Here is a 24,473-nt window from a genome sequence, read left to right as displayed (position 1 = left end):
TTAAATGAACTATTTCATTTCAAGCAGTTCATATGGACATTCGGATTGTGCTGAGCATGGCTATCACGCAAAAAAAGAAGGCTATCCGCTAGAATCCTCTTTCTATCCGTCACATTTTGAGTTTTATCCGACAGTTTGGACATTCTATCCACTTAGAGCCATTCTATCACCCAAAAAAAGAAGGCTATCCGCTAGATTCCTCTTTTTATTCGTCACATTTCCAATTTTATCCGCCAGTTTGGACATTCTATCCACTTAGAGCCATTCTATCACGCAAAAAAGGAAAGCTATCCGCCAGAATCCTCTTTCTATCCGTCACATTTTGAGTTTTATCCGCCAGTTATCCGCCTAAACAAAGAAAAATCAACCCACCTCTTAAAAGGTAGGTTGATCTTTTTACATGGTTATTTCTGCTGGATACCCTGTACTAATTTTTCTTGAATCCGCAAGTATTGGGCAATTTCCTCATCATCTAATACTTCAAAAAGCTGTACAAAGACCTCTTTTCCGATAGATTGAGCCTTTGCTAAAGCACTTTGACCCTCGTCTGTAATTTGTAAGCGAATGGTGCGGCGGTCGGATGGATCATATAGTCTTTCTGCTAATCCAAGCTTGACCAGCTTTTCGGCAATGCTCGTCATAGCACCTTTTGTATAGCCGATTGTCTCAGCTAATTCGGCTTGTTTTTGAGGGCCTTTGACATGTAGCTCATTTAAAACTAAAATTGGTGAAATTCCTAAAGGATATGGGAACGCTTTTGTAAAACGTATAATATTCGCATTGTTCACCTGTTCAATCATATGAATCAGTTTAAAAATATTTGTCTGTTTCAAAAAAATCCTCCTCAAACGCTGAGAATTAATGAAGCATTAGTGAGCCTCCATCCACCATAATCGTTTGACCTGTAATGTATTGAGAATCGTCAGAAGCTAAGAAAACAGCTACTCGACCAATATCTTGCTCAATATCACCAAAACGGCCTAACGGGATTTTACTTCTCACCGCTTCATAATACTCTGGCTGTGCTTTTGCCCATGCTTGTACACCTGGTGAATCAGCAAGCGGACTAATGATATTGACATTAATACCAAAACGTCCCCATTCATTTGCGGCAACACGGGAAATACCACGAATGGCTTCCTTGGCAGCGGCATAAGCAGCCTGTGTTTCATGACCTTGAATGCCTGCTCCAGATGCAAAGTTAATAATATTACCCTTAGTTTCTTTTAAATGCGGTAGGGCTGCTTGCATTAAATAGAAGGTTGGATAAAAACCTGTTCCAAATGACAAATCAAGATCTGCTTGTGTAGTTTCTTCTATTGTAACTTGTTTAGCAGCATGAGCGTTATTAACTAGCACATCTAGTTTACCGTATTTTTCTACGACTGTATCAATAATTTTTGGTAATTGGTCGCGTTCCATTAGATTAGCCTGTAAAAACATAGACTTCGGAGACATTGCTTGTAATTCTTTTGCCATTGCCTCGCCTGCTTCTGCATTTAAGTCAACAATTGTAACAATCGCCCCTTCCTTTACCATAGCTTTTGCCATTCCACTACCAATACCACCTGCACCACCAGTAATGATGACCACTTTGTTTTGTAGTTTACCCATTGCAACAACATCTCCTTCTTGTTTATCTGTTAATAGTTTAACATTAAACTATTTAATTTTAAACTAAATTGTTTCCGATAAAAGAGCCTATTCTGGAGAAGGGTTCAACCAAAATAAGCTTTTCTAAAATTGATCTTTTTACATGATTGTGCCGATTCTCTTTTCCAACGCTCTATTTCTGATTTGATATTACCCCAAATATAGACCCTTTAATGTAGGTTTGTCCTTGTAAAGACTGCAATTGTTCTGGAGTACCAGTTACTACAGCCCCACTTATTTTCACATCACTTTTCTCCAGGGTGCCATTTTCCCCTACTAAAGCTTGATAAACCTGGTTTGTTTCCCACTCAAAGTTCTTGCTTTTACGAAGAAGCTCAATGTTTCGAATAAAGGTCTCAACCTCGTCGTTTGAAGAGCGTCGAGGTTTTGGTTTGGATTGCTCTGATTGAAAGCCATAAATGTATGGATCATTGGCTGAAATAGTATTCTGTCCTTGCTTAAAAAAATCTAGTGTATCATCTGTATAGGCATCCACCCACCACCAATCTACTTGTACTTCAGAAGGTAGCTTGCTTTTAATTTCACCAAAATCATAGGCTTCATCAAAAGAAATAGCTATTTCTACTAAAGTATTTTTCTCCAATTGATGCAGTTCACTAACATTATCTTGATAATGGTCGTAGGAAATCCTTGGATGATAAAAAAACATTTCTCGGTCACCTGTGTAGTCATTAAACCGTTCGAATTGATATGTTTCGGCCAGTGATTCTGAACCTTCTATTTGGATGGGGCTAGAAATGGCCGTTCGTGTAAGCGTTCCAAATAAATTATAATCGCTTTTGATAGGCTGCCAAATATATGGCCGATGCTGATCTCCAAGCACCTTATAGGTTGTTGTTGTTATTTTCCCTCCCAGCAAATGATCGTCATAAACCTGATTACTAATTTGGACATTGGGCGCACTTATTTCGTTAAATAAATGAATATCATCCATTACTTTTTGCGCACTATTTAACGATAAAGCCCTCAGCCCATACCATAATGCTATTAGCACAATTGGTGTAACGACCAATGTAATCCCAATCATTTTGACTGTTGACCAAAACCTTGCCTTTCTCATTATTTTTTTCGTTTGTCTATCATCAAACAAAAATTCATTTTCTTCTTTATTCATCATGAATATCCTCCTTAAATCGTTCAGTAAATTCTTCCCTAGCACGTCTGACATGCGTTTTTAGTGTGTTTTCATTCTTATTCATCAAGGCTGAAATTTCCTTATACGATAATCCCAGCTCATATTTCAGGATTAATAATTCCTGATGCAAAATGGATAGCGTTTCGAGTGTGTTCTGTTTGTCCTTTAATTTTTCTTTCTTTAGCATCTGGATCTCAGGAATATGAATGAATGAAGTCAATTGAACTTCCTCTAATTCTGTTGTTGGATGACGTGTTTCTTTTCTCTTGAGATCATAAAATTGATTGGTTGCTACACGATATAACCAACTCATTACTTTGTCTGACTGAATTCCATTTTTATGTAATAAAAATTTATAACATGTATCTTGGACGATATCTTCTGCATCCTCATGGGCTAATCCACGTTTTCTCAAATAACGATATAGCAGCGTTCCTGCTTGCTGTAGAAACGCATTCATTGATTGCTTTACCATGTCCACCTCCCTTCTGCCTATACAACGCAGAACTCCATGAAAAGTTTACATATTACAAAAAGTTCTCATTAAGTATTTTAGTTTAGTGAAAACCAACAACATTTATTTTCAAATACATACAAGCATCTTTTTAATTTGACAAGAATATACTGTAGCAGCTAGCTAAAATCACTTTCAAGAAAGGAGTTGTGGATAATGGGTGCTAAATGGATAAAGGTTTCAGTCTTTTATTTATTAATTGTTTTTGCTTTTGGCCTGTTTATGCATTATACGGTTCAACTTCAATGGAAAGCGACACATGCTCATATTGGTGTGGTAGGTTGGCTAACTACTGGATTCATTGGTTTAATTTATTCGACTTATAAAAATGCTGCGGAGACAGGTCTCGCCAAAGCACAGTTTTGGCTTTACAATCTCGGTTTACCCTTCCTTTTTGTTGGCATGATGATGGTGTATTGGGATGTACCACGCTGGTTATTTGAGCTTTTCGTGTCTGGTGGTGGAATTGCTGTAGCGCTGTCTGTCCTGTTATTCTTTATCAATGTCTTCAAATATGTAAGATAAATAGAAAAGCCCCGCTTCACAGTTGAAGTGGGGCTTTTAAGCTATTATTGTAAGGAGTTAGCCTGCATTTGATACATCTTGTCATAAATTCCGCCAAGCGCTAGCAGTTCATCATGCGTGCCGTTTTCTACAATTTTTCCTCGATCAAGTACAAGAATACGATCTGCATTTTTAATGGTAGAAAGTCGATGGGCAATAATAAACGTTGTTCGTCCTTTTTTCAGGACATCCATCGCATGCTGAATAATTTCTTCCGTTTCCGTATCAATATTTGATGTCGCTTCATCCAATATTAAAATTGCTGGATCAAACGCCAGGGCGCGTGCAAACGAAATCAACTGACGTTGTCCTGAAGATAATGTGCTGCCCTTCTCAATAACTGGTTCCTCATAGCCATTTGGTAAATTAGCTAAAACACGTTCTCCCCCTACAGCATTTAAGGAAGCTTCTATTTTCTCGTGAGAGATGCGCGGGTTGTTTAAGCTAACATTGGATGCAATCGTACCCGTAAATAAGTAAGGGTCCTGTAGCACAATACCCATATGTTCACGCATCGTTTGACGTGGAACAGAAGTAATATCAATGCCATCAATGGTTATCTTGCCTTTTGATGGGTCGTAGAAGCGGAATAACAAGTTCATAATGGAACTTTTCCCTGAACCTGTATGACCAACTAAGGCTATTGTTTCACCTTGATGTGCTTCAAATGACAGGTTTTTCAGCACATATTCATTATCTTTATAGGCAAAGGAAACATCTTCGAAAACCACATTTCCTTTATATCGTGGGATGCTCTTTTCAGAAACAGGCTCACCATTCGTATCTAGCACCTCAAAGACACGTTTACCTGCAATGAGTGAACGCTCAAGCTGTGAAAACTGGTTCACAATATTCGTGATCGGATTAAATAGCTTTGTTAAGTAATCAACAAATGCATACAATGTCCCTGCTGTAATCACTTCAGTTGCTGTGAATGAGCGTGTACCAAAGTAGAAAATAAAGACCGTAAACATGATAAGTCTTAGCGTATTCACAAGGTTAAAGGATGTAGCTGAATCAAGCACCAGCAGCTTACGTTCATACGCATAATGCTCATTATTCATGTCATCAAATTCCTTCGTCATTTGCTGCTCACGACGGAACGCCTGAATAATTGTCATGCCCTGAATGGATTCGTTAATCATGGCATTAATATCTGCAATTTTTGTACGAATGACATCGTTATATTTAGAGGCAAATTTTCGATATAAAATCATCCACACATAAACAATTGGAATCATGGTTAAAGCAAGCATTGCCATTTTCCAATTTAAAATAAAGAGCGCTATATACACCCCAAAAATAGAAATGAAGCTCGTCACAAAATTGGATAGTACCTGTACATATAAATTCCGAACTGCCTCTGTATCGTTTGTTACACGCGCAACAATTTTACCCGCTGGTAAATTGTCAAAGTATTGGATCGGTAAAGTTTGAATATGTTCAAAGACATCTTTACGTAATTTTTGGATAACACGGTTTGCCCCAATTTGCAAATAAATATACATAAAATAACGTAATATGGCTGTTGCAATGGCTAAAAGTAAATAAACAATGAGCAACCATGTAATCGGTTTGATTTCAATATGACCAATTGTCATGTAATTATCAATAATATGTTTCGCAATAAACGGTCCAACAAGCTCCGTGAATACGGCAATGGTTAGGAAGAATAAGCCTAATAGTATCGGCTTTTTAAAATACATCGCATAGCGCATTAAACGTTGACTCGTACTCATGAGGCACCTCCTTCTAGCTGCTGACGGTCAAATTGCTCTTTATACCATCCTTGTTGCACAAGAAGTTCCTCATGTGTTCCCTGCTCTACAATTTGCCCATCATCCAGTACGATGATGACATCGGCATGCTGAATACCAGACAAGCGATGTGTCGTAATAATCGTCGTTTTACCTTGACGTTCACGCTGAATATTTTCAATAATTCTTGCCTCTGTCTTCGCGTCGACAGCGGAGAGTGAATCATCCAGCATTAAAATTTCAGGATCTTTAATTAAAGCACGAGCAATAGATACACGTTGTTTTTGACCGCCTGAAAGAGAGACACCCTTTTCTCCAACAAGTGTTTCAAGGCCCATTGGTAGATTGTCTAAATCCTTTTCAAAATACGCGGCACGTATCGCCTGCTGCAACTCTGCTTGTGTTGCATCTTCTTTCCCAAATAATATATTTTCACGAATAGTGCGTGAGAATAGCACATGATCTTGTGGTACATAACCAATCCAGTCGAGGATCTGCTCCTTCGTTTGAGCGGTTATATCGATACCGTCAATGGAAAGCTGTCCCTGTCCGATTGGGTATTCTCGCAATAATTGGCGTAGGAAGGTTGTTTTACCTGCCCCCGTTTTACCAACAATGCCAAGGGTTTGACCTTTTTTCAAGGAAAGTGAAATCTGCTGTAGGTTTTTCACCTGACTCATCGGATATTGGAATGTTAAGGCATCAAAGCCAATCGCATTTGGTGTCGCAATCATTTGTGGATTCGGAATATTTTGAACATCCGCCTCGTAGTTCAAGGTTTCCTGCACGCGATCTAGTGAGGCATTCCCCTGCTGCATAACATTGATGAGCTCACCAATCGCAAATATCGGCCAAACAGCCAAACCTAAATAAACATTAAACGTGACCAGTTGCCCAACCGTCATCGCCTCAGTTGCCACTAAATGAGCCCCGTAACCAAGTGCTACAACATAGCTAATGCCTGTTCCGACTTTTGTAATCGGGCCAAATAAAGCATTGATTTTCGCTGTATGAATATTTTTCGCATACACAACTTCACTCATATCTGCAAAATTAGCCTCATCCTTTTTTTCCTGCACATAGGCACGCACCACTCGCACTCCTGCTACAGATTCTAGCACACTATCATTTAGTTCCCCAAAAGCATCTTGTGCCTTCATATATCGCTCATGAACAATTTTCCCTAAATATTGAATGAGGATCGCCATAATAGGAACTGGTAACATAGCAAAAAATGTAAGCTTCCACGAAATCATATAGCCCATCGCAAAAATGATAAAGCCCATATAAATCGTTGAATCAATCAACGTCATAATGCCAAAACCTGCTGTCGTGGATACGGCATTCAAGTCATTTGTTGCACGAGCCATCAGGTCACCGGTACGGTTTTTTTCATAAAATGTTGGGGTCATACGTAAAAAATGCTGCATTAAATTACGACGTAAAATTTTCTCAAGGTTGATAGCTCCTTCAAATAGTCGGAATTGCCACACAAAATTTAATAAATAGCCCCCAATAATAATCCCAATAAAAATCAAGACATATTTTGTTAAAATAGCTGGTGTCATTTCTCCTGCAGTCAATAGATCTATAATAGAACCGAGTAAATAGGGAGGGACAACCTCTAATCCACTGGCAACCATTAGTAGAACAATGGCCACCGTATATTGCTTCCAGTATTTTTTAAAGAACCAGCCTAATTTACTTAACACATCAAACATACATCATAACCTTCTTTCCTCCGTGCTGTTGTGGATGACTACCCACTTTCTAGAAATTCCTTTTTGAAAATCATTCTTCTAACTGTTTTTGTCATATACATACACTCCTTTTTTGTTTGCACTACAACCTTTTTTGCACAAAAAAAGACACATACCCTAAAAGAGTAAGTGTCTCTTATAAAAGGCAGGATAATTCCATACCTAGTTCTGCAATAGTAAATAAAGCGTTAGGCACGGACAATGTATGTAACTGTGATTGAATTTGATACTGATAAAATTAACATTGTCATGCCCTCCTTTAGCTTATTTGTTATAGTGTTCTTGAAGATTATCACACTATAGAAATATTTGTCAACTATCACCCTGTTATTTTTTATCATTTTCAGGAAATAGTTAGCGCTTTAAAGCATTGAAATGCTCTAAGGAATCAAAGGGAGAACATGCTTAAAATTACAGTGTTGTCTATAACCTTACAATAATTCTACGGCACAAACATTAACCTAAAGACTGAAATACACGACTAGTGATTTTGATACCCAGTAGTAGACACTAGAATATTCTTTTTGCGTCTGTTGCACTCCTTCCATATGCTTATCTCATCATCTTTATTTAGTTAATTATTATTTAGTTATTTATTATTTAGTAGTGTCTGGATTTCCGTTTATGGATTAGCCGTCACCGGGTTTTCCGTCAACGGCTTCACATAAGAGGGACAAAGAATTGTCCTTATAATAAAAGATATTTCATTTTCCACATATAATATTTCGAAATATTATTTCATGCGCATCTATAACTTTCTATACACTATATACATTTTAACAATCGATTTTGGGACATAACTTGAATTGAAATATTTCTAAAATTTTTGTCTCATGATACACTTTCATTATAGTCATTTTCAGTAAGGGGTTTTTATGTTGAGGTCATTTCTAGCCGTGGGAATTGGTGGAATTCTTGGTGCCATCTGTCGATATAGTCTGAGTCTCGCCGTTCCCAATACAGAAATATTTCCATTCACAACACTGTTTATTAATTTACTGGGCTGCTTTTGCTTAGCATGGCTTTTTACTTCATTTATAAAACGCACACCTATTGTACTAGGAGTAGGTACAGGGTTTTGTGGAGCTTTTACTACCTTTTCGACATTTTCCTTAGAGACACTATTACTCCTAGAAAATAGCGAGTGGCTACAGGCTGTACTCTATGTTACAGTAAGTGTTTTAGGTGGATTAGCTTGCACATGGCTGGGAATACGACTTGCTAGGGGGCGTATTGCATGATTTTAGTCGGAATTGGTGGATTTTTTGGCGCTCTTTCTAGATTTTATTTAGGAAAATTACTTGTACATCCCTATCCATGGGCGACTTTTATGATTAATTGTACAGGCTCCTTTGCGCTTGGTTTCTTATTTGCCATACATCTTAGTGATTGGTTATGGCAATTAATGGGCATAGGTTTTTTAGGAGCCTACACAACTTTTTCTACTTTTGGATTTGAATGTCTACAGCTTATAGAACAACAAAAATGGAGACAAGCCATTAGCTATATTGCCTGTACCTTGCTAATTGGCGTACTTTGTGCAGCTATTGGTTATCTAGTCGTATAAAAGAGGGTGAACTAGTGACACAGCCGTCAAAAGAGTTATTGGAGGAATTAGAAGTTGAAATAGAGCAAACGCTCTATGCATTGATTGACCTAGAATTAGAGGAAAATTACGCTACCATGAATACACAATTTGCGCAATTACTTGCCAAGGTTCAGACAGCCCAGTTAATTAATTACAAGCTGGATGTTCTCGTTGAACCTCAAGCTTTTGCAACTGAAACTTGTATTCTTTTACAGAGCCTCATAGAAGCAAAGGCGAGACCAAATAAAAGGCATAAACTGTTAACACATCGCATGATTTTGAAGATATGGTTACGAAAAAATCAACGATTCATGAGGGAATTTCTACCTCAAATGTTTTAGGCGCCACTTGAAATTGCAAGGGCGCCTTTTTTAAATTTGAAGTTTTTGCAACACTTCTTTTATTTTCCCCCTCACTGTCAGATCAAATGGGGTTGTCTGCTGTGAAATATCCATATTAACATACACGGTTTTTCCTGTTGTCATCATAGGTAGTTGGTTGACGGGATATACCTCAAGACTCGTTCCAATGACAAGGACAAGTTCAGCTGTTTTAATTGCCTCCATTGAACAGTGCCAGCTTGCTTGTGGTAGGCTTTCTCCGAAGAGCACAACATTTGGACGAAGTTTCCCACCACAATGGGCGCAACTAGCCTTATTCAAGAAGCTTGCCATGACAGCCGCCTGCTGGCAACGATGACAACGAATAGACCGGATCGAACCATGTAACTCCTCGACGGATTGACTTCCTGCCAATTGGTGAAAACCATCCACATTTTGAGTAGCGATTAGAGACACTAAACCTCTTCGTTCCCAATCAGCTAATAGATGATGTCCCTCATGGGGAGCCACCTTTTCTAGGTTTTCGATACGTGTTTTATAAAATTCATGAAATAATGAGTAATGATCTGTTAATGCTTCCGTTGTCGCGACAGTTCTTGGATCCATTTGTTTCCACCAACCAGATGCTGAACGGAAATCAGGAACTCCACTTTCCGTTGACATGCCCGCTCCTGTTAGAATCACTGTATTATTTGAGGATAGTAACCACTCACGTAAACGTTCTATTGTCATTTTCCCCCCTCCTTTTTTCGAATTAAAACTACCTTCACCTATTTCGACAATCAACCTATTTTTCCTCTGCGTTCTTATAGGAATGTTTAAAAGGAAGCTTCCATTTTAAATTATTATTCACAGATAACATGCGAATCACTACTATAAAAATAACAATGACTGACAATTCAAGCGGGCTGTCCCACCCTAACCATATACAAAGGGCACATACAAATGTGAGGACAGCATGGATTTCTTCTCTTAATGCAAGCGGTGTTCTACCAGCTAACAAATCTCGAACCATCCCTCCACCAACACCAGTAAACATCGACGCTATAATAATGATACCTAGGTCGTGATGTAAGCTTTTTGCTAACAATCCGCCTTGTATTGCGAAAGAAGCTAGGCCAATTGAATCAAAGAAATAGCCCCAGCGGTTCCAATGATGAATCCAGTTCCTTTTGACAAATAAAATGGTCGTCAGCGTGACTAAAACGACTAATAAGGATTGCCGTTCCCATATATCTGACACAGGGATATCCAGTACAACATTGCGGATAATGGAACCACCATAAGACGTTGTCAGACCAAGCACAAATATGCCAATAAAAGAATAGTTGGCCTGTAACGCAACAAATGCTCCACTAATGGCGTAGGCAATAATGCCAATGATATGTAATACTGACCATGTCACATCATCCATCTCCTTTTTACTATACAAAAAAGCCCACCATAAAATAGTTGCGCATTGAGTACGCAAGCTATTTTATGGTGGGCTAATATCCTAGCAGTAGTACCTACTAATTTATCCATCTCACCATGTATCATAAAAGAATATAGCTGCTGTGCCATACTAATTGACACAACGACCATAAAATTTCCTAGTTAGAATTGTAATTGATTTTTTTATTAAACTCAATATGAATTTTTGATTATAGCGTTTCATACATGACTTGACCCATTAAAGAGATGTCATAATCTCCTAATGCAGCTACTTCAGATTGGAAATCAGGTGTATTTAAAATCTCCTTCACCATATCGATGAGCAGTTGATTTTCTGGTGTTTTTAATAACACAATATCGTAACGTTCAGTGACCATTGGTATAAAATCGACCTGAATAAGCTTGGCAATTTTTTCAATGCCAATCCCAACATCTGCACGTCCATTGGCAACTGCAGAGGCGACATCGAGGTGGCTCATTTCTTCATGGGTATAGCCTGCAATCGTGGATGGAGCGATACCGTGAATACGCAATTGCTCATCTAACAGAGTACGAGCACCTGAGCCTTTCTCACGGTTGATGAATGTAAATGTCTTTGTTTGGAAATCTTCAAATGTGCGTATTTCCAGCGGATTCCCCTTTTGAACATAGAAACCTGCTTTACGTGATACAACATTGATGAGAACAAAGGCATGGCTGACAAAGATTTTTTTTACATAAGGAGTATTATAATCTCCTGTATCCCCATCAAACATATGTAAACTCGCAATATCACAGTCTCCGTGATACAACGCCATTACACCATTAAAACTACCTTCATGTGAGCGTAATACTTTCGTAGATCGTCGTTTCTCGATATATTTTGCTAAAATATCTAATACTAAATCTTGCCCACTCACTATAATTTTCGCATGATTTTTAGTCGGAGTGGCTATGGAAGCCTGTGCCACAGCTGGCATACTACCTGTTTTTCGATTTTGTATATAGGTTTGCAAGTCAGCACGATCTACCCGCATTTGTCGCCCTACGCGGAAAACTGGCAAATCACCCTTTTTCACTAAATCATAAATTGTTAATTTTGAAACCTTTAATAATTGTGCAACCTCTTCAATCGTATAGGATTGTTCTTGTGACATGTAAAAGTTCTCCTCCTATAAGCCTCTATTTTACATGGTAACGTATTTATAGCCTTATGAACATCTTGACATTTTCTACCCTTACTAACTTTCTTTTTTATTTATATCTGATTATAATTAGTTATGTCTTGTTATAACGAGTTATAAAAGGAGTATACTCATCGTGAAAAAATATTATCGTTTATTTGCGACAATGTTAGTACTAGTTGGACTATTAGCAGCCTGTGGTAACCAAGAGGCGGCAACAAACGAACCAGTTGAACTAACAATTTCTGCGGCAGCTAGTCTACAGGATGCCTTAGAAGAACTGAAAACAACTTATGAACAACAACACGATACAATTAAAATCCTCTATAACTTTGGAGGTTCAGGTGCTTTACAGCAACAAATTTTACAAGGGGCTCCTGCAGACCTTTTCTTTTCAGCAGCAAAGGATAAATTTGATGCGCTTGTAGAGAAAGAAATGATCGATCAAAAGCTAGGAACGGATCTTTTAGCCAATGATTTAGTATTAATCGTGCCTAAAAGCAATGAAAAGCAAATTCAATCCTTTGAAGATTTACAACAAGCAGGAAAAATTGCACTCGGTACGCCCGAAACGGTTCCTGCCGGACAGTATGGTGTGGACACATTAAAAAATATGCAACTGTGGGATTCACTCGAATCAAAAGTAGTGTATACAAAAGATGTACGTCAAGTACTTACTTATACAGAAACAGAAAATGTGGATGCGGGAATGGTCTATAAAACAGATGCCCTTGTCTCTGATAAGGTCAATGTCGTGGCAACTGCCGATGATGCTATGCACGCACCGATTATTTATCCTGTAGGTGTTCTAAAAGCTAGTAAGCATGGGCAAGAGGCGGAGGATTTTTATCACTTCTTACAAAGTGATGAAGCTATGGATGTCTTTGAAAAGTATGGATTTAAAGGGGCTCAATAAAAGATGAGTACCGATTTTTGGTCTCCACTTAGGCTTTCGATCGAAATTGCTTTTGTTGCAGGGATCATCGCTATTATAGCAGGTATTTTAATGGGTAAATGGATGGCAACCCATGATTTCAAAGGCAAACTAGTGCTAGAAACGGTATTGCTATTACCATTGGTATTACCTCCTACAGTAGTCGGTTTCCTGCTTATCGTCATTTTCGGGAAAAATAGTATGTTAGGAAATTTCATTATCTGGCTATTCGATCAACCTATCATGTTCACATGGTGGGCGGCCGTCATCGCTTCTACAATCGTTGCCTTTCCATTAATGTATCAATCAGCTAAAACTGGCTTTGCCTCTATCGATCGAGATATTGAAAATGCAGCACGTGTGGATGGGGCGAATGAATGGCAGGTCTTTCTTTATGTGTCCATTCCCCTTGCATTAAAGGCACTTGTTTCTGGTGGGATTCTAAGCTTCACACGAGCTTTGGGTGAGTTTGGAGCGACACTTATGTTTGCGGGAAATATTCCAGGGAAAACACAAACAACACCACTAGCAATATATATGGCCATCGATTCTGGAAACATGCCCCTTGCCTGGACATGGGTTCTGTGTATGATCGCCATTTCCTTCCTTTTACTTCTTAGTATCCATATCCTGAAAGTATAAAAGAGGTAGTTGGCTTGAGCCAACTACCTCTTTTTGCTTATCCCCCACTGATCGGTGGAATAAAGGCGATTGTGTCGCCAGATTTGACAATTGTCGTATCCGTTGCAAATTCCTCATTAACCGCTGTCATGATCTGTTGTAATGATAGCTGAGGGTAGCGCTTTTCCATCCACTCTTTTAACTGAGCAACTGTCACATCTGACAGCTCTACTGATAGCTTTGATTCACCTAGTGCTTCCTGTAGGTGAGCAAATAATAAAATGTTAATCACAGGTTTTCCTCCTCCTGAATGGCTGGTTTCCCTTGCGGATAGGGAACATTTTCTAATTGATCACCAATCCACTCTGTCCCGTCCTCCCAATGTTCTTTTTTCCATATGGGCACGATTTGTTTTATGCGATCAATTGCATATTCATTCGCCATGTAAGCTATTTTACGATGCGGTGATGACACAGCAATCACTACGGCAATATCGGAAATAGCTAAATGACCGACACGATGGGTGATGGCCACTTTTGCTTCTGGCCACTCTTCTTGTATTTCCTTTGCAATCTGTTCAAACATTTTAATCGCCATTGCTGGATAGGCTTGATATTCCAAATGCATCGTTTTTTTACCATTTGTCATTTCACGCACTGTACCGATGAATAATGTGATGGCTCCAGCATTTCGACTAAGGACTTTTTGTCTTACTTCCTCCACATCTATTGGTTGATCGATAACTTCAAATAACGCTGTCGTCATAGTTTTCCCCTCATTTCTGTCAACAAAAATTCCATATATTGTGATTCTTCATGAATCGAAAAAGCAGGGATTGCAAGGGATAGATCAAGCGGACAGCTTGGCCAATAAATCACACAGAGGATATTGGTTACTTGCTGTAGTAGTACTTGATCCTGTGCAGTGCGCAGCAGCACAACCTTCGGATAATGTTCATTTTTATACCCTTCAATTAGCATGATATCCAGTGGAAGGGACTCATAAATCGCTAGTATATCAGCCAATTGCCAGCTATTTTGGTGGATACTCATACGTAAAGTACCCGCCCCCTCCACTGCTGTAACAACCGCACCTGCTTGCTCATGCCGACTACTATCCTTGGAAGTTTCGATCGTCGGTACTCCACCATGTCCATGATGCTTAATGGTTCCTACCCTTAGCCCTTCCATTGTAGCCTGCTTGATCAATTGCTCCATCAATGTTGTTTTCCCACTATTTTGATAGCCAACTATCTGTAAGATTTTTCGATATTGTCCCAAGGCCACTCACTTCCTTGCAGATCTTCTAGCAAAAGGACATCCACTTGCATACCCTTTTCATAGCCTCTAGAGCCACCTGGTAAAACAATGAATGCATTGGCTGTCGCTAAAGATGAAACTGCACTCGATTTATCGAACCCAGATGGGACAGTTACGAGCTTCCCTTTTACATATTCGATACGAGCTCGTACAAAGCGTGTAAAGGGATTTGGCTTTGTAAAATCAGCCCCTAAAATCGCTTGCTCTCTGCGTAAATGTGGTTGAGTATGCCCATATGCAGAACGTATAATCGGACGTACAAATAGCTCAAAGCCAACATAGCAGGCTGAAGGATTACCAGAAAGACCAAATAATAATTTGTCGTTGCGAACAGCAACCGTTGTCACACTACCTGGACGCATCGCTATTTTATTAAACAATACCTTTGCATCGATCGCCTCATAAATAGCTGGTAAATAATCATAATCACCTACGGAAACGCCACCCGTTGTAATTAAAATATCAACCTCCTGTAGGGCCTTTTCAACACGATCAATACATAACGCAAGATCATCGCTCAACTTGCCGAAATATTTCACTTCTGCTCCAGCACGCTCAATTTGCGCCATCATCATATAGGCATTACTATTGCGAATCTTACCTGGCTGTAAAGCTTCACCTGGCTCTAGTAATTCGCTACCAGTGGCAAGCACACCAATAACTGTTTTACGATAAACAGGTACTTGCTCGTAGCCAAAAGTAGCAAGTAAGGCCATCACACCCGGGTTAATATATTGGCCTTGTTCAATGAGAACTGCGCCTTGCTGCACATCTTCCCCTTTATAGGAAATATTAGTACCTGCTTCAAAAGGTCGTTTAATCGACATATACTTTTGATGATTTTCTTCGAATGTTTGGGTTAATTCTAGCATGACCACTGCATCACAACCTTGCGGTATCGGCGCCCCTGTCATAATGCGGACTGCTTGATGATCGCCAACTACGTCTTCATAGACATAGCCTGCGCCAATTTCTCCAACGACTTGAAAGCGGACTGGATGCTGTGAAGATGCCTCTTGGCTATCGACGGAGCGAATGGCATAGCCATCATACGGTGAACGATCAAAAGCAGGTACATCATGATCGGCTCTAATAGCTTGTGCTATAAAGCGTCCATGTGCTTGCGTTAATGACACATGCTCCTTTTTTGCTTGAAAGGCATAGTCCATTACACGATGAACGGCTTCTGCCACAGGAATTGGTTGTCTTTTTTCTACCATTTCGTACACTCCCTTAACCTAATAAACGATAATAAATGCTTTTGGCTTTCTGTATATCTTGTATACCATGTATCACAACTCGCCCATCTTGGAAAATAACGATTCGGTAATCGTCCGCTTGGCAAGATAGCAAATAAGGATTAACCTGGACTTCTCCGTGGGAACGGAGCTGATTTGCCAGCTGATCAAGCGAATAGTAAATGGGCTTTGGTGGTCGAATTTGTACCGCGTCTCGGCCACAAAGGATCTGTAATTTCGTTTGATTTTCATAGGATAGGTAAGGATAGGTCGGCTTGTCGCCACAAGATGGACAATCACCTTGCCTTATTTTCTCCACATTGATTTCATAGTGTTGATTTTGCCAAACATCAAACGTTAAGTAGCTTTTTCGTAAGGCTTTGTCATCTCCAACAAGCAGCTTGAAAACCTCTGCCACCTGATAAGCAGCAACAATTTGAACTGCTGGACTAATAATGCCAACGGTATCACAAGTCATCCCTGTATGGGGCATCACCTTTAATAAGCAATGCAAACAAGGCGTTTTACCTGGTACAACCGTGTAAGTCGCACCATAACTACCAACACAAGAGCCATATACCCAAGGAATACGATATTTTTGCGCAAGGTCATTCATGACAAAACGAACATCAAAATTATCGGTCGCATCGACCATCACATCAACATCTTCTAGTAATGGTAGCAAGGTCTCTGTACAAGCATCCATAATGTCGACATGAATTTCTACCTCTGTGTTTATTTGTTGGAGACGCTTTTTAGCTGCGATAACTTTGGGCATTTTTTCTTGTGCATCTAGCTCTGTATATAATTGCTGTCTTTGTAAATTACTCCACTCTACATAATCACGATCAATGAGTGTCAGCCTGCCAATACCTGCTCGCACAAGCGCTTCTGCACTAGCACTCCCCAATGCCCCCGCACCTATGATAAGGACGTGTTTTTGCTGAAGGGATTGTTGCCCAGTTTGTCCGATAGGGTGAAATAATTGTTGTCTAGAATATCTATTTTGCATACGTATGTGGCCTTTCTTTCTATGAATTTTCGTTTGACCTTTTTATTTATAGCATTATAATAAAAGCAATGTTTTTTAGCAAAAACGCATTTGAAGGAGGTCTTACTGTGCATCCCACACATCAGCAGCAACCAATTCAAGTTGCTATTTTAACGGTCAGTGATACACGCACAAAGGCAGATGATCATGCTGGTCAGCGTATTCAGTCCTTACTACAGGAAGCTGCATTTGAAGTTATAGACTACCAACTAACAAAGGATGAACCGCTCGATATCGCTCATCATGTTAAAAATTGGTGCAGCGATCCAACAATTAATACCATTATCGTTACTGGTGGAACAGGATTTACACCAAGAGACCAAACCTATGACACCATTCTGCCTCTGTTTGAAAAAGAAATGATGGGGTTTGGTGAATTATTTCGAATGCTCAGCTATGAAGAAATTGGCCCAAAGGCGATGTTTAGTCGTGCCACCGCTGGAAGTCTTCAACAAACAGCCATTTATGTTTTACCAGGCTCCACAAATGCGGTGACTTTAGCTATGACGAAGCTCATAGTACCTACAGTCCAACATTTTGTCGGTGAGTTGAAGCGTTTATGAAAATTGCAGGTATAGTGTTAGCTGGCGGTCAATCCTCTCGCTATGGACAACCAAAAATGTTTGAGAAGTTTGCTGGACAGCCATTATATAAACATAGTCTCATAGCCCTGCAAAAAAATCAGCTAGACCCTCTTATTATCGCTACAAATGCGCACTTACAACATCAGTTTGGACAGGAAAATGTCCAGTGGGTTATTGAAAAGCAGCCACATCAAGGCCCTCTTTTTGCTTTGCATCATATCATGACAGCCTATCCTGATGTGGATTGGTTTTTTGTCGTAGCGAGCGATATGCCTTATATGAATGCAAAATTTATTCAAAAAATGGTAGGTCTGATTAATGACACTTATGATGCTATTGTTCCGACGCAAGCACTACGCGATCAGCCATTAGCTGCATTATATCGACGTACTGCTTTACCAAAGACGACACAATTAACGGCACAAAATAAACGGAGTATGAAAGTGCTTTTAGAGCAACTTCGTGTTTGTTATGTCCCTTTTGATGACGATAGCTCAACATTTATCAATATCAACGCACAACAAGACTGGTCACAAACAAGTAAAAAGGAGTTTAATAATGAATAATTTTACACACTGGAACGAAGAAGGTCGTCCTAAAATGGTCGATATCTCCGCAAAAGAAATCACAACACGTACAGCCATTGCGCGCAGTACGATTCTTTTATCCGATGCGGTCTATGAAGCCATCCAACAAGGTGGCATTAAAAAAGGTGATCCGACGCAAGTTGCGCAAATTGCAGGGATTATGGGAGCTAAAAAAACAGCTGATATCATTCCCATGTGCCATCCCATCATGCTACAGGGTACGGATTTCCAGTTTGACTATGAAAAAGCAGAGAATGGCTATGAGCTCCATATTCAAGCCACTGTTAAATGCAGTGGAAAAACGGGTGTTGAAATGGAAGCTCTCACTGCTGTGTCTGTCGCAGCACTAACTTTTTATGATATGTGCAAAGCCGTTGATAAGACGATGGTCATCAAAGAAACTTACCTTGTTGAAAAAACAGGTGGGAAAAGTGGCACTTTTGTGCATAAATAAACAGAAAAAATTCGGCATTATTGTGCCGATTTTTTTCTGTTTTTTTACACGCTACCCCCCAATATGAGACATTTCAATTTTTGACGTTTTCCTTTTTGCCATCGTTTGTTCATTGCGTTCATCTGAATAACGATCATTTCTTGTTTCCCAAACGTTCGTTATGCACTTGATGATGGCAGCATCATCTTGCCCTGAACGTAACAATTCCCTTAAATCCGTGCCTTCTGTTGCAAATAAACAAGTGTATAATGAACCTTCTGCAGAGAGACGAGCACGTGAGCAATTGGAGCAAAATGAATCCGTTACAGATGAAATTACACCAATCTCACCTTGAGCATCTTGATACTGATAACGCGTTGCCACCTCTCCTTTATAATTGGGAGCTACTGGTTGTAACGGCGTAAACTGATGGATTTGCTCAATAATCTCTTTTTTGGACACCACATCATCCAAACGCCAGCCGTTCGAATTCCCTACATCCATATATTCAATAAAGCGTAGAATATGCTGTTTTTCTTTAAAAAACTGCGCCATGGTAACAATATCTTGTTCGTTTTTCCCTTTTTGAACAACCATATTAATTTTTACTTGTAAGCCCGCTTCTGCAGCCTTTTCAATTCCCTCTAACACTGGCAATACCTTGCCTCTATGACCATTCATCTCGAAAAAACGCTCATCATCAAGCGAGTCTAAACTAACAGAAACTCGGGCTAAGCCTGCCTGTGCCAATGAGTGTGCGTATTTTTTTAATAACGAACCATTGGTTGTTAAAGCAATATCTTCTACACCTTTTATGCGGTGAATACGGGCAATTAATTCGGGCAAATCACGACGTAGTAAGGGTTCCCCACCTGTAATCCGTATTTTTTTCACGCCCAATGAAACAAAGATTTTTACTAATCGTTCAATTTCATCAAAACTTAATATTTTATCAGACGGTAAAAATGCGTAATCTGGACCAAATACTTCTGCTGGCATACAATAGCGACAGCGAAAATTACAACGATCTGTCACGGATATTCTTAAATCTCTTAACGGTCTGTGTAATTGGTCTTGTAGATTCGTCATCTAATCTCCTTCTTTCAATTCATTAGCTGGTAATAGGATGCGTTGTGGGTGTGTATAAATATTCAATGTCTGTTGCCGAATAAAGCCAACCGTCGTAATACCAAGCTGCTCTGCTAATTGCAATGCTAATTCTGTGGGTGCTGATTTAGACAGCACGATGGCACAGCCTATTTTGGAAACCTTTAGTAAAATCTCCGATGATATTCGTCCGCTAAAGACGATAATTTTATCTTCCATACGGATGTTGTTGCGTAGGCAATAGCCGTAAATTTTATCCAAAGCATTATGACGTCCAATATCCATGCGACTTAGGACGATGCCATTTACATCACATAGTGCAGCATTATGCACGCCACCCGTTTTCTTAAAAATATCGGCACTATCCTGCATCGCATGCATTAAACGGAAGCAATCTTCGGTCGTTATTTGCACATGGACTTGATCCATTTTTTTCGCTACTAATGCATCGTTCGTAAACACAAAGCCTTGTCGACTCATCCCACAGCAAGACGTAATATAGCGCTTGTTTTGCGTCTGTTGGTAATAAGGATTAATATGCTTTGTTTTAATATGCACAAAACCCTCTTTCTCTTGGTGCCAAATTTCCTCAATATCCTCAAAACTACGAATCACTCGTTCAGAAGCTAAGTAGCCAATAACCATATCTTCTACATACTCGGGTGTACAGACCATCGTGACAAATTCCTGCTGATTAATTTTTACGGTAACAGCGTATTCTGAAACAATTAAATCAACCATTTCTGTCACTCGTTGTCCTTCAACACGCACAATTTTTCTTGTCATTGCTCGATCCATAAGGCATCCCCTTTATTCACTGATATGCTTTTCAAAAACAAAGACGGAAATCGCAAAATCCTCTTCAATTTTAATATCTGAAAATAAGTGAAGTAATTTGCTGCCCATCAATTCTTCCATACCCTCTGGTGGCGATTGTCTATATAAATCTTGAATCATACTCGTCCTTGCAGCATGCACCATTTTCAGCCCTTCTGGTGTACTGGCAATAAATTTTTCTGTCGGAGTGATATTTCCGTATAAGGTAGATACAGCCATATTCTCGACAAAAACGGTATGAATACGTTCAGGACCTTTACCAAATACTTCCTTTCTTAACTTTCGAATCATGTCATTAAATTCGTGGATTTTTTTAGACATAGCAACGATTCTCCCATCATAATTAAACTTTTTTAGGCAAATGGTTATGTAGGCCACCCTTACAGTTTGTTAATGATATAGCAACTTTTAAAAAAATAAAAGAGAAAATACTTTTTGATAATAATTCTCATTTAATAAATTTTATGATAAATATTGTTCATTTTGAATGAAAGGGCTATAATATTCTTATCACAAATGGAATTAATTTATTTTGAACCCTATGTTACGATGTTGCATAGTGTTTTTAATAGTTGAATTCTATTGTAATTAAAAAATAAAAGTAGATTGAGTTTTTAGCAAGACCTGCTAAGAATTTTATCCACCATGAATTATTAGCATGTCTCGGACATGTAATTTCATGGTGGATTTTTTTATTTTTTCAAAACCGAGACATGGATAACATGTTATGATCTAGCAATTTACCTATTTTGAGGTAGCTTCAAGAACCATTGGGAATTACAATGATAACAAGACAATCTTTTCAACAATCACCAACTCGATTTGTTATTCCCTTTTGTCTTAAGCTGTACCATGTTATCCGATTCGTCTCAAAGTGCAAAAGGAGGAAGTTACCTTGACTCAAATTAATATTAATGGCGTACCGTATGAAGTAAAAGAAGGAGCTACAATCCTTGATACCATTAATCAACATGACATTCCGCATCCACAGATTTGTCATGTGCCCGCTGTTGACCCAATTGAAACATGTGATACATGTATCGTGGAAGTGAATGGCCAATTAGTTCGTTCCTGCTCTACAAAGGCAGTAGACGGCATGAATGTACTCCTAACTTCTGACAAAGCAAAAGCGGCACAAACAGAAGCGATGGACCGTCTACTCGAAAATCATTTACTGTATTGTACAGTTTGTGATAACAACAATGGCAATTGTGCTTTACACAACACTGCCGAAATGATGGAAATCGAGCATCAAAAATATCCCTACCAGCCAAAAGTGGAACCTCATGAAGTAGATATGTCACATCCGTTTTATCGATATGATCCTAACCAATGTATCGCTTGTGGTCAGTGCGTAGAGGTTTGTCAGAATCTACAGGTAAATGAAACATTATCCCTTGATTGGGAAGCAGAAAGACCACGTGTCATTTGGGATACGGGCGTTGCTATCAATGATTCTTCCTGTGTAAGTTGTGGTCAATGCGTAACCGTATGTCCATGTAATGCCTTAATGGAAAAATCCATGCTTGGAGAGGCTGGATTTATGACTGGCCTCAAACAGGATATGTTAGATCCGATGATCAGTTTGATTAAGGAAGTTGAACCAGGCTATAGCGGTATTTTTGCCGTTTCTGAAGTGGAAGCAGCCATGCGTAGTAAGCGCACCAAAAAAACAAAAACAGTATGTACTTTCTGTGGTGTAGGCTGCTCGTTCGAAGTTTGGACAAAGGGTCGTAAAATTTTAAAAGTACAGCCTTCCGATGGTCCAGTAAATGCGATTTCTACATGTGTCAAAGGGAAATTCGGCTGGGATTTTATCAATTCTGAGGAACGTATTACAAAACCACTCATTCGTAAAAATAATGAGTTTGTGGAATCATCGTGGGATGAAGCACTTGATTTAATTGCAACAAAACTAGGTGGCATTCAACAACAATATGGTCCAGGTTCTGTTGGCTTTATCTCCTCTTCTAAAATTACAAATGAAGAGAATTACTTAATTCAAAAAATGGCCCGTCAATTATTTGGCACAAACGATGTCGATAATTGTTCTCGTTATTGCCAATCTCCTGCAACTGATGGTTTATTACGTACAGTTGGCATGGGAGGAGATGCTGGTACGATCAAAGATATTGCTAAGGCTGGACTTGTCATTATTGTTGGGGCTAATCCAGCTGAGGGACATCCTGTTTTAGCAACACGTGTGAAACGTGCACATAAATTACATGGTCAGAAATTAATTGTTGCTGATATTCGTAAGCATGAAATGGCAGAGCGTTCCGACATCTTTATGCGTCCAAAGCAAGGTACTGACCAAGTTTGGTTAATGGCTGTTACCAAATATATCATTGATCAAGGTTGGCATGATGAAGCGTTTATTCAAGAAAACGTCCTTCATTATGATGATTTTAAACAAGTACTTGCAACCTATACACTTGATTATGCACAAGAAATGACTGGTATTAGTAAGGAAACATTGATCGAAGTAGCTGAAATGATTCGTGATGCAGATGGTACATGTGTTCTTTGGGGCATGGGTGTAACACAAAATACTGGTGGCTCCTATACATCCGCAGCGATTTCAAATTTACTTTTAGCAACTGGAAACTATCGTCGTCCAGGTGCTGGGGCCTACCCACTCCGCGGCCATAACAATGTGCAAGGTGCCTGCGATATGGGGACACTTCCAAATCTATTGCCAGGCTATCAAAGAGTCACAGATGACGAGGCACGTGCAAAATTCGAAAAAGCCTATGGTGTCCCTATTCAACCACAACCTGGTCGAAATAATATGCAAATGTTAGATGCGATCATGGAAGGGAAAATGAAAGCGATGTATTTAGTGGGCGAAGATATGGCACTTGTTGACTGTAATGCCAACCATGTAGATGAGGTGCTTTCACAGCTTGACTTTTTCGTTGTCCAAGATTGTTTCCTATCACGCACAGCACAATATGCAGATGTGATTTTACCTGCTGCGCCTTCGCTTGAAAAAGAAGGTACATTTACGAATACAGAACGTCGCGTTCAACGCCTGTATCAAGTATTACCAACACTTGGTGAGTCGAAAGCAGATTGGGAAATATTGCAAGCGGTTGCTCATCGTTTAGGTGCAGATTGGCATTATGATCACCCAAGCGACATTTTTGATGAAATGGCGAGCCTGTCTCCCCTCTTCTCACAAGCCAACTATGATGTTCTTGAAGGCTGGGGAAGCTTCTGTTGGGGTAGCCATGATGGTAAAGATACACCACTATTATATGAAGATGGCTTTAACTTCCCTGATAAGAAAGCTCGTTTTGCTTTAAATGATTGGGTGCAGCCTGTTGAGTTTGAAGCACAATACGATTGTCATATTAATAATGGCCGTATGCTTGAACACTTCCATGAAGGAAATCTAACAAATAAATCGAAAGGTATTCAATCGAAAGTACCTGAAATTTTCGTTGAAGTATCACCAGAATTGGCGAAAGAACGAGGCATTGCAGATGGAGCCCTACTTCGTTTAGTGTCTCCATATGGTGCCTTGAAGCTAAATGCTCTTGTTACAGATCGCGTACAAGGAAACGAATTATTCTTACCAATGAACTCTGTTAGCAAAGATTCAGCCATCAACTTCCTAACTGGTCCTGCAGCAGATGTGAATACGTCAACACCAGCTTATAAACAAACAAAAGTACGAGTAGAAGTGCTAAAAGCAAAAGGTAAATCACCACTTCCTCGCACAAACCCACGCTATAAAAAGCGTCATCCTCAAAATGGTGTTGAGGTACAACGAAAATGGAATCGTCCTGGCTACGTTCACTTAACAACCATAAACGAAAGAGAGTGA

The 24,473-nt window shown here is 39.4% G+C and carries 27 protein-coding genes; 10 read left to right on the top strand and 17 right to left on the bottom strand.

The window, feature by feature from the left end; translation table 11 throughout:
- Window positions 1-404 precede the first annotated feature (404 nt).
- The 4 genes from VK91_RS10500 to VK91_RS10485 all read right to left on the bottom strand — a co-directional run bounded on the left by VK91_RS10500 (window position 405) and on the right by VK91_RS10485 (window position 3,284).
- Entirely contained in the window at window positions 405-833 is a 429-nt protein-coding gene (locus tag VK91_RS10500; RefSeq protein WP_004230567.1) for a MarR family winged helix-turn-helix transcriptional regulator, read from the bottom strand.
- Window positions 834-858: 25 nt separating this feature from the next.
- Window positions 859-1,614 carry an SDR family NAD(P)-dependent oxidoreductase gene (locus VK91_RS10495; RefSeq protein ID WP_048392472.1) on the bottom strand — a complete coding sequence of 252 codons (756 nt, stop codon included), beginning with the start codon at window positions 1,612-1,614 and terminating at the stop codon, window positions 859-861.
- Between the two features lie 172 nt (window positions 1,615-1,786).
- Window positions 1,787-2,791 carry an anti sigma factor C-terminal domain-containing protein gene (locus VK91_RS10490; RefSeq protein ID WP_231595619.1) on the bottom strand — a complete coding sequence of 335 codons (1,005 nt, stop codon included), beginning with the start codon at window positions 2,789-2,791 and terminating at the stop codon, window positions 1,787-1,789.
- A complete protein-coding gene (locus VK91_RS10485) occupies window positions 2,781-3,284 on the bottom strand; it encodes an RNA polymerase sigma factor (RefSeq protein WP_048392471.1) in 504 nt (167 codons plus the stop codon). The genes VK91_RS10490 and VK91_RS10485 overlap by 11 nt, the downstream gene beginning before the upstream one ends.
- A 195-nt stretch (window positions 3,285-3,479) precedes the next feature.
- Here VK91_RS10485 and VK91_RS10480 point away from each other — a divergent pair, with 195 nt between their 5' ends.
- Window positions 3,480-3,848 carry a hypothetical protein gene (locus VK91_RS10480; RefSeq protein WP_048392470.1) on the top strand — a complete coding sequence of 123 codons (369 nt, stop codon included), beginning with the start codon at window positions 3,480-3,482 and terminating at the stop codon, window positions 3,846-3,848.
- 44 nt (window positions 3,849-3,892) lie between these two features.
- Here the strand turns inward: VK91_RS10480 and VK91_RS10475 are convergent, their stop codons facing one another.
- On the bottom strand, window positions 3,893-5,626 hold the full coding sequence (locus VK91_RS10475; protein WP_048392469.1) for an ABC transporter ATP-binding protein: 1,734 nt from the start codon (window positions 5,624-5,626) through the stop codon (window positions 3,893-3,895).
- On the bottom strand, window positions 5,623-7,365 hold the full coding sequence (locus VK91_RS10470; protein WP_048392468.1) for an ABC transporter ATP-binding protein: 1,743 nt from the start codon (window positions 7,363-7,365) through the stop codon (window positions 5,623-5,625). Before VK91_RS10470 ends, VK91_RS10475 begins: the two co-directional genes overlap by 4 nt.
- 914 nt (window positions 7,366-8,279) lie before the next feature.
- Here VK91_RS10470 and crcB (VK91_RS10465) point away from each other — a divergent pair.
- The 3 genes from crcB (VK91_RS10465) to VK91_RS10455 are packed head-to-tail and all read left to right on the top strand — an operon-like array spanning window position 8,280 to window position 9,333.
- Window positions 8,280-8,645 (top strand): fluoride efflux transporter CrcB, encoded by a 366-nt coding sequence (gene crcB, locus VK91_RS10465; RefSeq protein ID WP_048392465.1) that lies wholly within the window; start codon window positions 8,280-8,282, stop codon window positions 8,643-8,645.
- Entirely contained in the window at window positions 8,642-8,971 is a 330-nt protein-coding gene (gene crcB / locus VK91_RS10460; protein ID WP_048392464.1) for a fluoride efflux transporter CrcB, read from the top strand. Before crcB (VK91_RS10465) ends, crcB (VK91_RS10460) begins: the two co-directional genes overlap by 4 nt.
- A gap of 14 nt (window positions 8,972-8,985) precedes the next feature.
- A complete protein-coding gene (locus VK91_RS10455) occupies window positions 8,986-9,333 on the top strand; it encodes a hypothetical protein (protein ID WP_048392463.1) in 348 nt (115 codons plus the stop codon).
- A gap of 30 nt (window positions 9,334-9,363) precedes the next feature.
- Here the strand turns inward: VK91_RS10455 and VK91_RS10450 are convergent, their stop codons facing one another.
- The 3 genes from VK91_RS10450 to VK91_RS10435 form a co-directional block, all read right to left on the bottom strand.
- The gene (locus VK91_RS10450; RefSeq protein WP_048392462.1) at window positions 9,364-10,065 is read right to left on the bottom strand and encodes an NAD-dependent deacylase; all 702 of its coding nucleotides are present in this window, start codon (window positions 10,063-10,065) and stop codon (window positions 9,364-9,366) included.
- A gap of 55 nt (window positions 10,066-10,120) precedes the next feature.
- Window positions 10,121-10,747, bottom strand: coding sequence for a trimeric intracellular cation channel family protein (locus VK91_RS10445; protein ID WP_231595630.1), 627 nt, complete (start codon window positions 10,745-10,747; stop codon window positions 10,121-10,123).
- Window positions 10,748-10,976: 229 nt separating this feature from the next.
- Window positions 10,977-11,903: a helix-turn-helix transcriptional regulator gene (locus tag VK91_RS10435; protein ID WP_048392459.1), complete on the bottom strand. Its 927-nt coding sequence runs from the start codon at window positions 11,901-11,903 to the stop codon at window positions 10,977-10,979.
- 163 nt (window positions 11,904-12,066) lie between these two features.
- Here VK91_RS10435 and modA point away from each other — a divergent pair, with 163 nt between their 5' ends.
- Together modA and modB are read left to right on the top strand one after the other, a co-directional pair.
- Complete coding sequence (gene modA, locus VK91_RS10430) at window positions 12,067-12,846, top strand: molybdate ABC transporter substrate-binding protein (protein WP_048392458.1); 780 nt, start codon at window positions 12,067-12,069, stop codon at window positions 12,844-12,846.
- A 3-nt stretch (window positions 12,847-12,849) separates the two neighbouring features.
- On the top strand, window positions 12,850-13,506 hold the full coding sequence (modB, locus tag VK91_RS10425; protein ID WP_048392457.1) for a molybdate ABC transporter permease subunit: 657 nt from the start codon (window positions 12,850-12,852) through the stop codon (window positions 13,504-13,506).
- Window positions 13,507-13,543: 37 nt separating this feature from the next.
- On the opposite strand, the gene moaD is transcribed toward modB, so the two are convergent.
- Genes moaD through VK91_RS10400 form a run of 5 tightly spaced genes read right to left on the bottom strand, consistent with a single transcriptional unit; the run spans window position 13,544 to window position 17,054 of the window.
- The gene (moaD, locus tag VK91_RS10420; RefSeq protein ID WP_004230585.1) at window positions 13,544-13,777 is read right to left on the bottom strand and encodes a molybdopterin converting factor subunit 1; all 234 of its coding nucleotides are present in this window, start codon (window positions 13,775-13,777) and stop codon (window positions 13,544-13,546) included.
- A complete protein-coding gene (locus VK91_RS10415; RefSeq protein WP_048392456.1) occupies window positions 13,774-14,250 on the bottom strand; it encodes a molybdenum cofactor biosynthesis protein MoaE in 477 nt (158 codons plus the stop codon). Before VK91_RS10415 ends, moaD begins: the two co-directional genes overlap by 4 nt.
- Window positions 14,247-14,765, bottom strand: a complete 519-nt coding sequence (gene mobB / locus VK91_RS10410; RefSeq protein ID WP_082148137.1) for a molybdopterin-guanine dinucleotide biosynthesis protein B — start codon at window positions 14,763-14,765, stop codon at window positions 14,247-14,249. Before mobB ends, VK91_RS10415 begins: the two co-directional genes overlap by 4 nt.
- Window positions 14,735-16,024, bottom strand: coding sequence for a gephyrin-like molybdotransferase Glp (gene glp / locus VK91_RS10405; RefSeq protein ID WP_048392454.1), 1,290 nt, complete (start codon window positions 16,022-16,024; stop codon window positions 14,735-14,737). Before glp ends, mobB begins: the two co-directional genes overlap by 31 nt.
- A gap of 13 nt (window positions 16,025-16,037) precedes the next feature.
- Window positions 16,038-17,054 carry a thiazole biosynthesis adenylyltransferase ThiF gene (locus tag VK91_RS10400; protein ID WP_048392453.1) on the bottom strand — a complete coding sequence of 339 codons (1,017 nt, stop codon included), beginning with the start codon at window positions 17,052-17,054 and terminating at the stop codon, window positions 16,038-16,040.
- 107 nt (window positions 17,055-17,161) lie between these two features.
- Here VK91_RS10400 and VK91_RS10395 point away from each other — a divergent pair, with 107 nt between their 5' ends.
- Genes VK91_RS10395 through moaC form a run of 3 tightly spaced genes read left to right on the top strand, consistent with a single transcriptional unit; the run spans window position 17,162 to window position 18,718 of the window.
- Window positions 17,162-17,656, top strand: a complete 495-nt coding sequence (locus VK91_RS10395; protein WP_048392452.1) for a molybdenum cofactor biosynthesis protein B — start codon at window positions 17,162-17,164, stop codon at window positions 17,654-17,656.
- Window positions 17,653-18,243, top strand: a complete 591-nt coding sequence (locus VK91_RS10390) for a molybdenum cofactor guanylyltransferase (RefSeq protein WP_048392451.1) — start codon at window positions 17,653-17,655, stop codon at window positions 18,241-18,243. The genes VK91_RS10395 and VK91_RS10390 overlap by 4 nt, the downstream gene beginning before the upstream one ends.
- Complete coding sequence (moaC, locus tag VK91_RS10385; RefSeq protein WP_048392450.1) at window positions 18,236-18,718, top strand: cyclic pyranopterin monophosphate synthase MoaC; 483 nt, start codon at window positions 18,236-18,238, stop codon at window positions 18,716-18,718. Before VK91_RS10390 ends, moaC begins: the two co-directional genes overlap by 8 nt.
- Before the next feature lie 51 nt (window positions 18,719-18,769).
- Here the strand turns inward: moaC and moaA are convergent, their stop codons facing one another.
- From moaA to VK91_RS10370, 3 genes are read right to left on the bottom strand one after another with little or no spacing between them, the layout of a single operon-like run.
- The gene (gene moaA / locus VK91_RS10380) at window positions 18,770-19,786 is read right to left on the bottom strand and encodes a GTP 3',8-cyclase MoaA (protein ID WP_048392449.1); all 1,017 of its coding nucleotides are present in this window, start codon (window positions 19,784-19,786) and stop codon (window positions 18,770-18,772) included.
- Window positions 19,787-20,602, bottom strand: coding sequence for a formate dehydrogenase accessory sulfurtransferase FdhD (gene fdhD / locus VK91_RS10375; protein WP_004230594.1), 816 nt, complete (start codon window positions 20,600-20,602; stop codon window positions 19,787-19,789).
- Window positions 20,603-20,614: 12 nt separating this feature from the next.
- The gene (locus VK91_RS10370) at window positions 20,615-20,962 is read right to left on the bottom strand and encodes a DUF2294 domain-containing protein (protein ID WP_004230595.1); all 348 of its coding nucleotides are present in this window, start codon (window positions 20,960-20,962) and stop codon (window positions 20,615-20,617) included.
- Window positions 20,963-21,536: 574 nt separating this feature from the next.
- Between VK91_RS10370 and fdhF the strand changes: the two genes are divergently transcribed.
- On the top strand, window positions 21,537-24,473 hold the full coding sequence (gene fdhF, locus VK91_RS10365; protein ID WP_082148136.1) for a formate dehydrogenase subunit alpha: 2,937 nt from the start codon (window positions 21,537-21,539) through the stop codon (window positions 24,471-24,473).

The organism is Lysinibacillus sp. LK3 (assembly GCF_001043675.1).
GTDB lineage: Bacteria > Bacillota > Bacilli > Bacillales_A > Planococcaceae > Lysinibacillus > Lysinibacillus capsici.
This window is presented reverse-complemented; position numbering and strand designations above follow the sequence as displayed.